This is a genomic window from Acidovorax sp. 69 (assembly GCF_002797445.1).
In the GTDB taxonomy this organism is placed as follows: domain Bacteria; phylum Pseudomonadota; class Gammaproteobacteria; order Burkholderiales; family Burkholderiaceae_C; genus Acidovorax.
This window is the reverse complement of record NZ_PGEP01000001.1, coordinates 4794573-4808615: the sequence shown is the minus strand read 5'-3', so window position 1 is coordinate 4808615 and position 14043 is coordinate 4794573. Positions and strand designations below refer to the sequence as shown.

12 protein-coding genes and 2 pseudogenes are annotated in these 14043 nt (G+C 66.7%); 9 read left to right on the top strand and 5 right to left on the bottom strand.

Features of this window, described 5'->3' with window-relative positions; translation table 11 throughout:
• Nucleotides 1-201 precede the first annotated feature (201 nt).
• The 6 genes and pseudogenes from glcE to CLU85_RS22135 all read left to right on the top strand — a co-directional run bounded on the left by glcE (nt 202) and on the right by CLU85_RS22135 (nt 6337).
• Nucleotides 202-1329 carry a glycolate oxidase subunit GlcE gene (glcE, locus tag CLU85_RS22160; RefSeq protein ID WP_100412162.1) on the top strand — a complete coding sequence of 376 codons (1128 nt, stop codon included), beginning with the start codon at nt 202-204 and terminating at the stop codon, nt 1327-1329.
• Nucleotides 1330-1354: 25 nt separating this feature from the next.
• Nucleotides 1355-2151: pseudogene (locus tag CLU85_RS22155) on the top strand (YoaK family protein).
• A gap of 42 nt (nt 2152-2193) precedes the next feature.
• Nucleotides 2194-3446, top strand: a pseudogene (glcF, locus tag CLU85_RS22150) (glycolate oxidase subunit GlcF).
• Between the two features lie 129 nt (nt 3447-3575).
• Nucleotides 3576-4496: a ProQ/FINO family protein gene (locus CLU85_RS22145; protein WP_232727900.1), complete on the top strand. Its 921-nt coding sequence runs from the start codon at nt 3576-3578 to the stop codon at nt 4494-4496.
• A gap of 406 nt (nt 4497-4902) precedes the next feature.
• On the top strand, nt 4903-5385 hold the full coding sequence (locus CLU85_RS22140; RefSeq protein ID WP_100412161.1) for a GyrI-like domain-containing protein: 483 nt from the start codon (nt 4903-4905) through the stop codon (nt 5383-5385).
• Nucleotides 5386-5632: 247 nt separating this feature from the next.
• Nucleotides 5633-6337 carry a YafY family protein gene (locus CLU85_RS22135; RefSeq protein WP_100412160.1) on the top strand — a complete coding sequence of 235 codons (705 nt, stop codon included), beginning with the start codon at nt 5633-5635 and terminating at the stop codon, nt 6335-6337.
• A 27-nt stretch (nt 6338-6364) separates the two neighbouring features.
• On the opposite strand, the gene CLU85_RS22130 is transcribed toward CLU85_RS22135, so the two are convergent.
• The 3 genes from CLU85_RS22130 to lplT all read right to left on the bottom strand — a co-directional run bounded on the left by CLU85_RS22130 (nt 6365) and on the right by lplT (nt 9347).
• On the bottom strand, nt 6365-6850 hold the full coding sequence (locus CLU85_RS22130; RefSeq protein WP_100412702.1) for a glutathione peroxidase: 486 nt from the start codon (nt 6848-6850) through the stop codon (nt 6365-6367).
• 93 nt (nt 6851-6943) lie between these two features.
• Nucleotides 6944-7840, bottom strand: a complete 897-nt coding sequence (locus CLU85_RS22125) for a DMT family transporter (RefSeq protein WP_100412159.1) — start codon at nt 7838-7840, stop codon at nt 6944-6946.
• Nucleotides 7841-8042: 202 nt separating this feature from the next.
• Nucleotides 8043-9347, bottom strand: coding sequence for a lysophospholipid transporter LplT (gene lplT, locus CLU85_RS22120; RefSeq protein WP_100412158.1), 1305 nt, complete (start codon nt 9345-9347; stop codon nt 8043-8045).
• Nucleotides 9348-9483: 136 nt separating this feature from the next.
• Between lplT and alr the strand changes: the two genes are divergently transcribed.
• Together alr and CLU85_RS22110 are read left to right on the top strand one after the other, a co-directional pair.
• Nucleotides 9484-10599 (top strand): alanine racemase, encoded by a 1116-nt coding sequence (gene alr, locus CLU85_RS22115; protein WP_100412157.1) that lies wholly within the window; start codon nt 9484-9486, stop codon nt 10597-10599.
• Nucleotides 10600-10752: 153 nt separating this feature from the next.
• Complete coding sequence (locus tag CLU85_RS22110; protein ID WP_100412156.1) at nt 10753-11637, top strand: hypothetical protein; 885 nt, start codon at nt 10753-10755, stop codon at nt 11635-11637.
• 86 nt (nt 11638-11723) lie between these two features.
• On the opposite strand, the gene CLU85_RS22105 is transcribed toward CLU85_RS22110, so the two are convergent.
• Nucleotides 11724-12203, bottom strand: coding sequence for a MarR family winged helix-turn-helix transcriptional regulator (locus CLU85_RS22105; RefSeq protein ID WP_100412155.1), 480 nt, complete (start codon nt 12201-12203; stop codon nt 11724-11726).
• 74 nt (nt 12204-12277) lie between these two features.
• Here CLU85_RS22105 and CLU85_RS22100 point away from each other — a divergent pair, with 74 nt between their 5' ends.
• The gene (locus tag CLU85_RS22100; RefSeq protein WP_100412154.1) at nt 12278-13087 is read left to right on the top strand and encodes a siderophore-interacting protein; all 810 of its coding nucleotides are present in this window, start codon (nt 12278-12280) and stop codon (nt 13085-13087) included.
• A 21-nt stretch (nt 13088-13108) separates the two neighbouring features.
• On the opposite strand, the gene CLU85_RS22095 is transcribed toward CLU85_RS22100, so the two are convergent.
• A complete protein-coding gene (locus tag CLU85_RS22095; protein WP_100412153.1) occupies nt 13109-13996 on the bottom strand; it encodes a LysR family transcriptional regulator ArgP in 888 nt (295 codons plus the stop codon).
• Between the last annotated feature and the right edge of the window lie 47 nt (nt 13997-14043).

The following is a 14043-nucleotide window of genomic DNA, read 5'->3' as shown; positions in this document are numbered from 1 at the left end:
TTTTCGTACCGGTTGCGTGCTCGCTTCTTTCTTCTGCGGGGCCAGGTGCCAGGGGATGATCCACCGCGAGATCACCCGCAGATTAGTGCCCTGACACCATCCCGCCTTTGTCGCCGTTCAAGGTCTTTTGCACGCGCGCTGTTCAAAAAATTCACGCACCACGCCTGTCGGGCGGCGCACCGCTGCCGCTACGATGCGTGGATGGACTTCTCTCTTGCCCCGATTGCCGAGCGCGTGCGAGCCGCTGCGGCCGACCAGACCCCATTGCGCATCCGTGGCGGGGGCACCAAGGACTTCCATGGTCTGGCCCTTCACGGCGAAGTGCTCGATACCCGTGTGCTGCGCGGCATCGTGAGCTACGAGCCCAGCGAGCTGGTCGTCACCGTGCGGGCAGGCACACCGCTGGCCGAGCTGGAGGCCGCACTGGGCGAACAAGGCCAGTGCCTGCCATTCGAGCCACCCCATTTCGCCCGGAACTCACAAGAGGGCGCCACCGTTGGCGGTATGGTGGCGGCAGGACTATCGGGTCCGGCCCGGGCCAGCGTGGGGGCTGTGCGCGACTATCTGTTGGGTGTCACAGTGCTCAATGGCCGCGCTGAACTGCTCACCTTTGGTGGGCAGGTCATGAAAAACGTGGCGGGTTACGACGTGTCGCGTCTGATGGCAGGCGCCTGGGGCACGCTGGGCCTGCTGACCGAGGTGAGTCTCAAGGTGCTGCCCGTGGCACCCGGCGAGGCCACGCTGCGGTTTGACGGCATCAACCAGGCCGACGCCTTGCGCAAGCTGCACGCCTGGGGTGGCCAGCCATTGCCGCTCAACGCCAGCTGCTGGGTGCAGGACGAAGGCGTGGGCACGCTGTATGTGCGCCTGCGTGGTGCCCTGGCGGCGGTGGAGGCCGCCTGCCGGGCGATGGGCGGCACGCGCATGGACAACGCCACCGTGGCGGCCGACTGGGCGGCCTGCCGCGAACAGATCCTGCCCTGGTTCACCGACCGTGCGGCACGCCCGGACCATGCCCTGTGGCGCCTGTCCGTGCCTGCCACGGCGCCGGCGTTGTCCTTGCCCGGTGGCGCACAGCCCTTGGTGGAGTGGCACGGCGCGTTGCGCTGGGTGCAGGCGCCCGCCTCTGCGGGTGATGCCCTGCGCGAAGCGGCTCACGCGGTGGGCGGGAGTGCTTCTGTTTTTATAGCTGCTGGCGATGGAAAATCAAGCGCTAGTGGCTCATTTGATCTCAAATCCAAGGCGTTGGAACAGATTCACGTCCGGCTCAAGCACAGCTTTGATCCGGCGGGTATCTTCAACCCGGGTCGCATGGCCCGGACCTGGTAGGCACACCCTCACCGTTCTCTCTTCGATGCGACGCCTTCGTCACCTTACAGGACACCACCGCACGGCAGCCAGCAACCAGGTGCTGGGCCTGCTGTTGGCTTTCAATGCCGGGGCGGTCAATGCCGGGGGCTTTCTGGTGGTGCATCTGTACACCTCGCACATGACGGGTTTTTTGTCCTCGCTGGCTGACAACCTGGTGCTGGGCCAGATGAAGATCGTGCTGGGGCCATCGGCGCGCTGTGGGCCTTCATGTCGGGCGCAGGCACCACCGCCATCATGGTCAACTGGGCGCGCCATCACAGGCTGCGCAGCACCTTTGCATTGCCGCTGGTGCTGGAGGCCGTGCTCATGCTGCTGTTTGGCCTGATCGGCGCCATCACGCTCAGCTGGCCCACGCCGTTTGCCGTGCCGATGACGGTGTTGCTGCTGTCCTTCATCATGGGCCTGCAAAACGCCACGGTGACCAAGATGTCCTCGTCCCAGATTCGCACCACGCACATGACCGGCGTGGTGACTGACCTCGGGATTGAGATGGGCAAGATGCTGTACTGGAACCGCACCGGCGCCAAGCCCGAATCCCAGGTGCGCGCCAATCAGGCCCGGCTACGCCTGTTTGCCGGGCTGGTGGTGATGTTCCTGGTGGGCGGTATCGCGGGCGCTGCGGGCTTCAAGTACGTGGGTTTTGTGTTTGTGGTGCCGCTGGCGCTGGTGCTGCTGGCCTTGTCGCTGCCCCCGCTGTGGGCTGACCGCGCCCGCCTGCGCCACCCCTTGCGCAAAGAGCCGGTGCTCGATGCGACGCTGGACCCCCCGGCCACGCGCTGAATCCGTTCTGAAATTTTCGACCCCACGTCCAGTCTGCACCCCATGCAAACCCAACTCGCCCCCGAATACCGTGCCCGCGCCGATGGCCTGGAGGCCGAATCCATCCTGCGCAAATGTGTGCACTGCGGCTTTTGCACGGCCACCTGCCCCACCTACCAACTGCTGGGCGACGAGCTGGACGGCCCGCGGGGCCGCATCTACCTCATCAAGCAGGTGCTGGAAGGCGAAACGCCCACGCGCAAGACCCAGATGCACCTGGACCGGTGCCTGACCTGCCGCAACTGCGAAAGCACCTGCCCCAGCGGCGTGCGGTACGGCCATTTGGTCGATATCGGTCGCAAGCTGGTCGATGAAAAAGTGCCCCGTCCCGTGGGGGAAAAGGCCCTGCGCTGGGCGCTGAAGGAGGGCCTGCCGTCGCCCCTGTTTGCCCCCGCCATGAAGGCCGGTCAGCTGCTGCGCGGCCTGCTGCCCGCATCGCTCAAGGCCAAGGTGCCCGCGCCCCAGGATGCGGGGTCCTGGCCCACACGCACCCACGCCCGCAAGGTGCTTTTGCTGGCCGGTTGTGTGCAGCCCGCCATGATGCCCAACATCAACACCGCCACCGCCCGCGTGCTGGACGCCGTGGGCATAGAGACCGTGATTGCCCCCAAGGCCGGGTGCTGCGGCGCCGTCAAGTTCCACCTCAACGACCAGGACGGTGGCAAGGCCGAGATGCGCGCCAACGTCGATGCCTGGTGGCCGCTGGTAGACGCCGGCGGTGTGGAAGCCATTGTCATGAACGCCTCGGGCTGCGGCGTCACCGTCAAGGAATACGGCCACATCCTCAAGGATGACCCCGAGTACGCCGCCAAGGCCGAGCGCATCAGTGCCCTCACGCGCGACCTCTCCGAGCTGCTGCCAGCCCTGTTGCCGGAACTGGCCAGCAAGCTCACCGGTCGCGTGCAGCAGCCCGATACGCTGTTTGCCTACCACCCCCCTGCACGCTGCAGCATGGCCAGAAGCTGCGCGGCGGGGTGGAAACGCACCTGGCCCAGCTTGGCTTCAAGCTGCGCACGGCGCGCAACGATGCGCACCTGTGTTGTGGCTCAGCGGGGACGTATTCGGTGCTGAACCCCGACCTGTCGTACCAACTGCGCGATCGCAAACTCGACGTGCTGAACGAAGCTTTTGGCGAGCAGCCACCCGACATGATCCTGTCGGCCAACATCGGCTGCATCACCCACCTGCAAAGTGGCACCGGCACGCCGGTGCGCCATTGGGTGGAGGTGCTGGATGAGGCGTTGCGCACAGGCTGAGGAGCTTGTCCTGACAGAACGAACTGGCCTGAAAGCGGGTCCAACTCAGGGTTGTTTGGTCCCTGTGAGCGCAAGGCTGGCATGATCGAGGGTTTTGTCGCCCTCCATTTGCCCCCGAACTGCAACGCCATGACCGACTCCGTGTCCGCACAAGAACAACCCCACACAGCCCCTGCCGCCTCTCTGGCAGCGCCTGGTGTGGCCGAAGCTGCCGCCACCGTGGCAGCCTCGGCGCCCGCCGCACCCACCGCGTCTGCCGAAGCCGGCGCGCCCCAGCAGCGCACAGGGGGCTCGCGCCGTGGTGGCCGTAACCGCCGCACGCCCGACGGACGCCAGGCCCCAGACAGCGCCGGAGGCGCTTCCGCAGTGTCAGGTGCTGCATCGGGCCCGCGCGCGCCCCAGCGCGTTCACCCCGCGCTGGAACAACTGGCGGGCCTCTACCCCCATCTGTTCGGCGCCGTGTTCCGTCCGCTCAAGCGGGGCATCTTTCAGGACCTCCTCGCCGCCCACCCCGAGCTGTTTGAGCGCGAGGCGCTCAAGGTGGCCCTGGGCATTCACACCCGCTCCACACGGTATCTGCAAAGTGTGGCGGCTGGGGACAAACGCCATGACCTGCAAGGGCAGCCTGTTGAGGACATGGCCCCCGAGCATGTGCACCACGCACTGCTGGAGGTCTATCGTCGCAAGAAGGCGCGCGCCACCGAAGACCTGCTGCCCAAGCTGCGCAACCGCATGATGGCTGCGTTCGAGGCTTCGGGCCTCACGCGCGAGGCGTACAGCGAGCTGGTACAGGGCCGCGACGAGACTGCCAATGCCATCCTCGAAGAAGCCTTTGCCGAATGGGCTGCCCGCAACGCCAAGGACGAAGCCCTGTTGCGCGCCTTTGAGGCCAGCGGTCAGACGCTCGAAGCCTTTGCCGACATGTACGGCATGGTGTCCCGCACCGTGGGGCAGCAACTGGAGCGCGCACGCCGCCTGGCTGCAGCGGCCAGTGCCGCGACAGCGGCTGCCGCAGCGGCAGCGGTCGTGCCAGCGCCCGAAGGTACATAACCCACCCTGTGTTGCGCCGCGTGGCGCATGTGCCTGAAAAGCTGATTTTCCTTCCAGGCGCAGGGGGCAACCCCCGCCTTCTGGCAGCCGGTATCGGATGTGCTGCATCACCCCGCGTTCCCGCAGTGGATGGCCGATGCGCGCTGGGATCTTGCTGCTCGCCTGCTGTCGGCGTAGGTGTCCACTTTGCGGGTGTGGGGCGAAGCGGATGCCATCAGCCCTGTGGCCATGCACATCGGGGCCCATTTGCAGGGGGCGGTCCGACAGGCCGCGGCATAGCGCCACCGAGACTCGGGGCGGGCTCTCCGCCGCGCTGTGGAGTGGCCTGCACGGCACGCTGCTGACATGAGGTTGTCAGCAGGGGGGCGGCACCATGCCCTGACCGACAACACCAGAGGGCCTGCCCATGACCAACACCCCCGCCACCGTCCAGATTCCCGCGTTCAGCGTGGCCGGCATTGCCGTGCGCACCCGCAACAGCGAAGAGATGAGCCCCGCCATTGCACGCCTCGGAGGCCTGTGGGACCGTTTTTTCAGCCAAAGTTGGGAGCGCAAGCTGCCCAGTCGGGGCGACGACGGACGCATCTTTGGGGTGTACAGCGGCTACGAGTCCAACGAGCAGGGGGCTTTCGATGTGACCGCTGGCGTGGCCGTGGCCGACCCGGACCTGGCACTGACGGTGCCCGGTGCCGCCCGCGTGGACATTCAGGGGGGCGACTACCTCGTTTTCACCGGCCAGGGTGATATGCCACAAATGGTGATGGATACCTGGGTTCGCATCTGGCACTTTTTTGCCGAGAACCCGCAGGTGCAGCGCTGCTTCAGCACCGACTTCGAGGCCTATGAAGGCCCGGAAAATGTGGCAATCTACATCGGTGTGAAACCGTAGGCAACGCACCCATCGCGGCCCGACCTGCGCTGGCCACCGACTCCCTCGATGACCGCCATGCCGTAGCGCAACAATCAGGGCCGCACATGCCCCGGCCCGCTTGTTGATGGGTTGATGGGTTTGTTGGTGCCGGATGGTGCGGATGGTGCGGATGGTGTTGCTGTGATTTTGCTACTTAATGAATAGCGTCATGCGCTGATTTAACAAGCGCTACAGGCCAAAATGCCAAAAAATAACCACACCCTCCATGCGCCGCGCTGACCGCTTGTTCCAGATCGTCCAGCTGATCCGGGGGCGGCGCCTGTCCACGGCCGCTTTCCTGGCCGAGCGGCTTGAAGTCTCTGCCCGCACCATCTACCGCGATGTGGCGGACCTGCAGCACCAAGGTGTGCCGATTGAGGGCGAGGCCGGTGTGGGCTACCGCCTGGGCGCGGGCTTCGAGCTGCCACCCCTGATGTTCAGCCAGGGCGAGGCCAACGCACTGGTGGCCGCCGCGCGGCTGGCCCAGGCCTGGCTGGATGCCGGGTTGGCGCGCGAGGTCGAGGGTGCGCTGGGCAAGATCCTGTCGGTGTTGCCCCCGGCCGCGCGCGTGGCCGCGGAGGCGCAGGCGCTTTATGCCCCCTCCGTGGGCCTGGACCCGCGTGCCCAGGCCAGCCTGCAGACCTTGCGCGAGGCCGTGCACAGCCGGCATGTGGTGCAGATCAATTACGCCGATGTGCAGGGCCGTCCCAGCGTGCGCCGCCTGCGCCCACTGGGCTGTTTCTACTGGGGCAAGGTCTGGACGCTGTCGGCCTGGTGCGAGCTGCGCAACGACTTTCGGGGCTTTCGCATCGACCGCATCGTGGAGCTGGTGGTGCTCGATGAACAGTTCCGCCAGGAGCCCGGCAGAACGCTGGCCGACCTGTTGCGCAAGGTCGAGGCGCAAGCGGCTTCGCGGCCACCGCCCGCTTGAGACCTGCGGCGCCCAGCGACGGGCCCGTCAGCCCAGCGCGGCCTCAATATCCTTCGCCAGCTTTTTTGGCGCATCCTGCGGCGCGTAGCGGCGGACCACCTGGCCGTCCTTGCCGACGAGGAACTTGGTGAAGTTCCACTTGATGGCCTTGCTGCCCAGCAGGCCCGGGGCCTCGGCCGCAAGCCATTGGTACAGGGGTGACGCATCGGCGCCGTTCACGTTGATCTTGGCCATCATCGGAAAACTCACGCCGTAGTTGAGCTGGCAGAAACTGGCGATCTCGTCGTTGCTGCCAGGGTCCTGGCTACCGAACTGGTTGCAGGGGAAGCCCAGCACCACCAGGCCTTTGTCGGCGTACTGCTGGTGCAACTCTTCCAGGCCGCCGAACTGGGGCGTGAACCCGCAGGCACTGGCAGTGTTCACGATGAGCAGCACCTTGCCTTCGTACTGGCGCAGGGGCACGGTTTGCCCATTCATCTGCTGGGCGTCAAAGTCGTAGATTCTGTCTGGCATGGCGGGCTCCTGGGTGGACATACCCCATGGTAGCCGCAGCCACCGTGCGCTGCAGGCCCTGGGGCAAAGCGCCCGCGTCGGGGCACCTGCGGGTCAGGCCGATGCGTTGCCGGGGCGGCGAAATTGCAGTGCCGCGAGCAACGATGCCAGCAAAATCAGCGACCCGCCCAGCACGGTGCGCGTGCTCAAGGTGGCGGCCCCCAGCAGCGCTGATGACACGCTGGCGAACATCACCTCCGACAGCATCACCAGCGCGGTGGTTCCGGCCGCCAGGCGTGCGGCGCCAAACTGCAAGGCCCAGTTGCCCAGCATCAACACACCCGCCAGCAGAAGGCCGGTGATGACCCAGGTGCTGTTCACGGCAGGGAAGGGGTCCACCACGCCGATCTGGAGACCGACACAGGCCACGGCGAGCGCCATCAGCATGCAGCCGCCGAACATCGAGAACATGCGCGCCGGCCCGGGCACAGTGTGCAGGCGGCGCAGCGTCACGTTGGTGAGCGCAAACATGAAGCCGCCCAGCAGGGCCAGTCCGTCGGCCAGGCTGAGGTTCTGCAGCAGGCGGGCGGCGGGCACGCCTTCGGGCAGCAGCACCAGCACCACCCCCGTGAAAGCCAGGGCCAGGCGCCACAGCGCTGAGGCACTGGGGCGTTCTCCCAGAATCCGCCAGGCCAGCAGCACCGCCCACGCGGGCATCAGATAGAACAACAGGATCACGCGCACCACATCGCCAATGGTGACGGCCCAGTTGAAGGCCACATTGTTCAGGCCCGAGGCCAGTGCCAGCAGCCACAGCTGCGGATGCGCGCGTACCTGCTGCAAGATGCCAGGGCGCCATGCCAGGAGCGCCAGCAACACCACCGCATACATGCAGGCCGTGGCCCACAAGGGGTGCAGCCCCGCCTGGTGCATGTGCTGGAAGGGCCACCACGCCAGCCCCCAGACGAAAGCGTTGAACAACAGGGCAGCAAAGGGCAGGGGTGAGTGCATTGAGGGTTAAAAAGGGCTCTAGCGCTTGATAAATAATCGCCAATAGCTATCAATTTGGTAGTGATTCGGTGGGGTCGTGCGGCGACGCGCAGCGGTCGATACCGGCACGCTCCCCTGCCAGTGCACCCGTGGAACTGGCTTTGCCAGGCCACGGGGTGCGTCCCCCCACGGGGGAAGGCGCGCAGCGCCTCAGGGGGGCTGCTCAATGATGTGTGTCGTGCCGCGCGATGTCCAGCAGGTGGTTCACTTCATCGCGGTAGTTGATGCAGTTGCGCTGGTGCCAGCGGCGGATGAGCCACATGATGCCCGCCACCACCAGCCCGAACGTGGTGATGGCGCCAAACACCGACAGCCCCAGCTTGAGCGACAGGCTGTAGAACGCTCCCAGGCCCAGGATGCACGCCTGCTCGTTGAAGTTCTGCACCGCAATCGACCGCCCCGCACCCATGAGGTTGTGGCCCCGGTGTTGCAGCAGCGCGTTCATGGGCACCACCAGGTAGCCGCCCAGGCCACCCAGCACGATGAGAAAAGGGATGGCCAGCCAGATGTTGTTGATGAACACCATGAGGATCAGCAGCAGGCCCATGGCAATACCCAGCGGGATCACGCGGGTGGCCATGTCCAGGCGCATGCGCATGGAGGCGACGATCGCGCCCACGGCGGTGCCGATGGCCACCACGCCGGTCAGTGCCGAGGCCTGTGTGGTGTTGTAGCCCAGTGCCACGGCGGCCCAGGCCAGCACGATGAACTTGAGATTGCCACCGGCCCCCCAGAACAGGGTGGTGGTGGCCAGCGAGATCTGGCCGAGCTTGTCGCGCCACAGGCGGCTGTTGCATGCCCAGAAGTCGGGCAGCAGGTTGAGTGCATTGGCCACCACGCTGCGCGACGGGTCGGAGCGCAAGGGCCGCATCTCCACCCCGGTGTGCGGGATGCGGGTGTTGAACCAGGCGGCCAGTGCGTACACGGCAATCAGGGCAGCAATGGCGGCTTCGGCAGGGGTGTCCACCCCCGTTTCAAGCAGGGGGAAATCAAAGCCCAGCAGCATGTGCGACAGCTGCTGGCCCACCAGCTGCCCGCCCAGCAACACCCCCAGGATGATCGACGCAATCGTGAGTCCCTCGATCCAGCCATTGGCCTTGACCAGCTGGGAGGCCGGCAACAATTCGGTGAGGATGCCGTACTTGGCGGGCGAGTAGGCGGCAGCGCCCAGGCCGACCACGGCGTACGCCATCAAGGGGTGCGAGCCAAACAGCATCATCAGGCAGCCCACCACCTTGATGGCGTTGCTGACGAACATGACCTTGCCCTTGGGCAGCGCATCGGCAAACGCACCCACAAAGGGTGCCAGCACCACATAGAACAGCGCAAACATGGGCACCAGTGCGGCGCGCTGCCACTCGGGGGCGCCCCCTGTGCGCAAAAGTTCAACGGCGGCGACGAAGAGTGCGTTGTCGGCCAGCGAGCTACAAAACTGCGCCGACATGATGGTGTAGAAACCGCGCTTCATCGAATGGCTGTGGGGTGCATCAGTTGGGCTGATGCCCTGTGAATTGTGAGGAACCGTAGCAGGGGACAGGCGGTTATATCACGCGGATAAACGGCCACAGTGCCAGAATCCAGAGCTTCTCACCCGGTCAAACCCCATGCCCCGTCCCATTGCTGCCACCATCCATACCGCTGCCCTGCACCACAACCTGGAGCGAGTCCGCCAGTCGGTTCCGGACGCCAAGGTCTGGGCGGTGGTCAAGGCCAATGCCTATGGCCACGGCATCGAGCGCGTTTTCGAGGGCCTGCGGGGTGCTGACGGTTTTGCGCTGCTGGACCTGGCCGAGGCCGAGCGCGTGCGCCACCTGGGCTGGCGTGGTCCCATCCTGCTGCTTGAAGGCGTTTTCGAGCCACGCGACCTGGAGCTTTGCTCGCGTCTCTCGCTGTGGCATGCCGTGCACTGCGACGAACAGATCGACATGCTGGCCGCCCACAAAACGCAGGTGCCGCACCGCGTGTTTCTGAAAATGAACTCGGGCATGAACCGGCTGGGCTTCTCGCCCCAGCGCTACCGCAGCGCCTGGGCCCGCCTCAACGCGTTGCCGCAGGTGGACGAAATCTCGTTCATGACCCACTTCAGCGACGCCGACGGCCCGCGCGGCATTGCGCACCAGATGGCCGCATTCAACGCCGCCGCGCAAGACCTGCCCGGCGAGCGCAGCCTGAGCAACAGCGCCGCCACCCTGCGCCATGCGGCCGATGCGGGCGTGCGTGCCGACTGGGTGCGTGCGGGCATCGTGATGTATGGTAGTGCCCCTGATTTCCCAGAGAACAATGCCGCCCACTGGGGGTTGCAGCCCACGATGACGCTGGCCACGCGCCTCATTGGCGTGCAGCCATTGCAGGCGGGTGACACGGTGGGCTACGGCTCTCGTTTTGTGGCAGACGGCCCGCTCACCATCGGCGTGGCCGCCTGCGGGTATGCCGACGGCTACCCCCGCCACTGCGACACCGGCACCCCCGTGCTGGTGAACGGGGTGCGCACGCGGCTGGTGGGGCGGGTGAGCATGGACATGGTGATGCTGGACCTCACCCCGCTCATTGCCAGTGGCATGCAGGTCGGTTTTGGCAGCGAGGTCACGCTGTGGGGCCGCGCCAGCAACGGCGCGGTGCTGCCCATCGACGAGGTGGCGCAGGCAGCGGGCACCGTGGGCTATGAGTTGATGTGTGCGCTGGCGCAGCGTGTGCCTGTGGTGGTCGATGGTGTCGCCTGAGAGGGGCTAAAGCGCAGGCGCCGACCCGCTTGCAGGCGCGAACTGCCCGGCAGTTTGCGCAGAAGTTCACGCCGCACGGCCGCAGCGGGCTGGGCCGGGACGTGAAACTGGTGTGAAATGGCGCAGCTTCTTTCACCGCACTGCGCCCCTCACATGCCCACTTCCCGCAGCGAACACCACAGCGCCAAGACAAAGAACAAATCCAGCTGGCGCTCTGTGCGCATGCCGCACCATGGCTCGGTAGCCCGCACGCTGCAGCAGCGCTACAGCCTGCGCTGGCACGGGCTGTTGATCGGCAGCTTCACGCTGTTGCTCATGTGGTCTACCTCGCATGTGCAGATGTTGCTGGGCGTGGACTCGCTGGCGCTGCGTTATCTGGTGACGCTGTCGGTCGGCTACCTGGGGTATTTGCTGGTGTTGCGTGCCTGGGCCGCCCGGTTGGTGAGGCCTGAGCGCCCGTCCGGGGACGGCGGCGGCGATGCCAGCCTGGATGTGCCTGATGTGTCCTGGCCCGGTCAGGGATCGTCGGGGGGCGGCGGCCAGGTGCCCCTGCCGCGCACGGGAGGCGGCGGTGATTTTGGCGGTGGCGGGGCGTCTGACGATTTCGGGGGCGGGTGGACGCAGGGGCTGTCCAGCGGGGGCTCCAGCAGCAGCGAATCCAGCGTGCTGGGCGACCTGGCCGGTGGTGCCGCCGACGCATTGGGCAGCGCCGACGAGGGTGCCGTGGTGGTCGTGCCCGTTGTGGCCATCTTCCTGATGGGTGCCGCGCTGATCCTGGGGGCAGGTTCGCTGGCCATGCTGTTTTTTGGCTGGGACGTGCTGCTCACGGTGGCGGTGGAGATTGCGTTCTCGGTGGCCACGGCCCGCGCCGCCGTGGGGGTGGAGCGCGAGGGCTGGCTCGGCGCCGCCGTGCGCCTGACCTGGAAGCCGCTGCTGGGGGCGCTGGTCTGCGCCGTGGTGCTGGGCGCCACCATCGACCACTTTCTGCCCCATGTGCATTCGCTGCCTGCGGCGGTACGGGCCCTGCAAGGGCGCTGAAGCGCTCTTTTTTTGATAGCTGTTAGCGCTTATTGAACAAGCGCCTGAGCGGGTTTTGGCTTGAACCGCTGCCCTGGGTGCCGTTGTTACGGCCCGGTGCCGTGGGCGCAGCCCTCGTCGGGATCGGTGGGCATGGCGTCGAGATTGCTGCGCACGCGTTCCAGCAGGGCCAGCAGTTGCGCCTGCGTGGCCTCGTCGCAGCCCGCCAGCACGGAGGCCGACAGCGTTTGCCGTGCCGCGCGCAGCGCCTGGTACAGGGCAGCGCCCTCTGTGCTGAGGGTCAGGCAGCGGCTGCGCTTGTCTTCGGCGTTGGGCTGGCGCTCCAGCCAGCCTTTGTCCTGCAGCAGGCCCAGCATGCGCGCCACCTGCGCCTTGTCGGCGCCGCTGTGCCGCACCAGCTCCTTTTGCGTGGCACCGGGGTGGCCGCCAATGAAATGGAGCGCACGCACTTCATTGAAGGTCAGCTCGGGGTGCACTGCCGCCATGGCGCGCACCATGCGCGCCCGGTAGGCGTGCATCAGGTCGTGCATGGCTTCAAACACATCGGGGCGGGGGGGCGAGGTCATGGGCGACGACTAACCGGTTGACAAAGTCAACTTGTTGGCGGATGATTTGGTTGATTAAATCAACATTTTAGATCATGAACGCAGCCTTGCCTTTGGCCGCCACGGCCACCCCTCTCGCCATCGAACGCATTCGCCACCCGCTCCAGGCCCGCCACCTCCAAGTCGTGCGCCGTACCCAGGTCAGCCCCGGATTCGTGCGACTGACCCTGGCCGGCCCGGAGTTGGCGGGCTTTGCCAGCGCTGGTTTCGACGACCACCTCAAGCTCATCCTCCCCCAGCCGGGGCGGGACCGCCCCACCTTGCCCACGGTGCAGGACGGGCGCCCGGTGTTTGCCGGGCCGCGCCCCGTGCTGCGCGACTACACCCCCGCCCGCTTTGATGCCGCTGCGGGCGAGCTGGACATCGAAGTGGCACTGCACGACGCAGGCCCCGCCACCGACTGGGCCGCCAGCGCTGCCGTCGGCCATTGGGTGGGCATTGCCGGGCCGCGCGGCAGCATGGTGGTGCCCACGGGGTTTGACTGGCACTGGCTGCTGGGCGACGACACGGCGCTGCCCGCCATCGCCCGCCGCCTGGCCGAGCTGCCCGCCAGCGCGGTCGCCACGGTGCGCATCCAGCTGGGCAATCCGGCCGATCGGCGTGTGCTGGCCAGTGCGGCACAGCTGGACCTGCAATGGGTCCGTGCGCTACCGGCTGCCGTGGAAGCCCTGGCACTGCCCCCCGGTGCAGGTTTTGTATGGGCCGCGGGCGAACACAGCGACATGGCCGCTGTGCGCCGTGCCATGCTGGCCAAGCCGGGTGTGGACCCGAAACGCATGCGCATCTCCGCCTACTGGAAGCGCGGCGCTGCGGACCACCACGAGGACCTGGCGAGCGCTGCGTAGTCGGCGCTCGCGACTTTTCTCTCAGCGCAGCAGCGTGAGCGCAGCCGCCTGCTGCACCGCGCGTGTCATGTGCTGCAACGCCTGCACATTCAGGCGCCAGCACTGCCAGTACAGTGGCACATCCACCGGCTTGCCCGGAATCAGTTCGACCAGCGTGCCGGTCTTCAGGTCGTCTTCCACCAGCGGGTCCGGCGCCATGCCCCAGCCCAAACCTGCGCGCGTGGCTTTGACGAACGCATGGGCTTCGGGCAGCCAGTGCACGGGCGGGGCCAGCTGGCGGCGCGTGATGCGGCCCACAAACCGGGCCTGTAACCCGTCCTTGCGGTTGAAGACCAGCATGGGTGCCTGCGCCAGCGCCGCCGCATTCACCCCTTGCGCAAAGTGGCGCTGCATGAAAGCGGGGCTGGCCAGCGCCCGATAGCGCAGTGTGCCCAGCGGCAACACCTGGCAGCCCTGCACCGGCTGCGGGTCGGCCGTCACGGCGGCCATCACACGGCCTTCGCGCAGCAGGTTGGCCGAATGGTCCTGGTCTTCTACATGGATGTCGAAGGTGATGTGCTGTGCCTCGGCCGCCTGTGCCATGGCGGCCGGGAACCAGGTGGCCAGCGAGTCGGCGTTGACACCAATCGCCAGCCGCGTGGCGCTGCGCTGCCCGCCGCCAATGGTGGCCAACGCGTCGGCCTCGCTCAGCGCCACTTCGCGGGCGTGTCGGTACAGGGCCTGCCCGGCCTCGGTGGGCGTGCAGGGCGTGGCGCGGCGCACGAGCACTTGGCCCACACGCTCCTCCAGCAGCTTGATGCGCTGCGACACCGCAGAGCGGGTGACATGCAACACAGCCGCAGCGCGCTCGAAGCTGCCCTCGTCGATCACCGTGGCAAAAGCATGGAGTTGGGCCGAGTCGAGTGGCATTGATGGTTAGAGAATTTAACGGATCGTTAAAAAGTATAGCTGGCGGC

Excerpts from the sequence above, each read along its gene's own strand:
- CLU85_RS22100 (WP_100412154.1), top strand. The coding sequence starts at position 12,278 with ATGAACGCAGCCTTGCCTTTGGCCGCCACGGCCACCCCTCTCGCCATC.
- alr (WP_100412157.1), top strand. The coding sequence starts at position 9,484 with ATGCCCCGTCCCATTGCTGCCACCATCCATACCGCTGCCCTGCACCAC.
- glcE (WP_100412162.1), top strand. The coding sequence starts at position 202 with ATGGACTTCTCTCTTGCCCCGATTGCCGAGCGCGTGCGAGCCGCTGCG.
- CLU85_RS22125 (WP_100412159.1), bottom strand. The coding sequence starts at position 7,840 with ATGCACTCACCCCTGCCCTTTGCTGCCCTGTTGTTCAACGCTTTCGTC.
- CLU85_RS22140 (WP_100412161.1), top strand. The coding sequence starts at position 4,903 with ATGACCAACACCCCCGCCACCGTCCAGATTCCCGCGTTCAGCGTGGCC.
- CLU85_RS22105 (WP_100412155.1), bottom strand. The coding sequence starts at position 12,203 with ATGACCTCGCCCCCCCGCCCCGATGTGTTTGAAGCCATGCACGACCTG.
- CLU85_RS22110 (WP_100412156.1), top strand. The coding sequence starts at position 10,753 with ATGCCCACTTCCCGCAGCGAACACCACAGCGCCAAGACAAAGAACAAA.
- CLU85_RS22130 (WP_100412702.1), bottom strand. The coding sequence starts at position 6,850 with ATGCCAGACAGAATCTACGACTTTGACGCCCAGCAGATGAATGGGCAA.
- lplT (WP_100412158.1), bottom strand. The coding sequence starts at position 9,347 with ATGAAGCGCGGTTTCTACACCATCATGTCGGCGCAGTTTTGTAGCTCG.
- CLU85_RS22135 (WP_100412160.1), top strand. The coding sequence starts at position 5,633 with ATGCGCCGCGCTGACCGCTTGTTCCAGATCGTCCAGCTGATCCGGGGG.
- CLU85_RS22145 (WP_232727900.1), top strand. The coding sequence starts at position 3,576 with ATGACCGACTCCGTGTCCGCACAAGAACAACCCCACACAGCCCCTGCC.
- CLU85_RS22095 (WP_100412153.1), bottom strand. The coding sequence starts at position 13,996 with ATGCCACTCGACTCGGCCCAACTCCATGCTTTTGCCACGGTGATCGAC.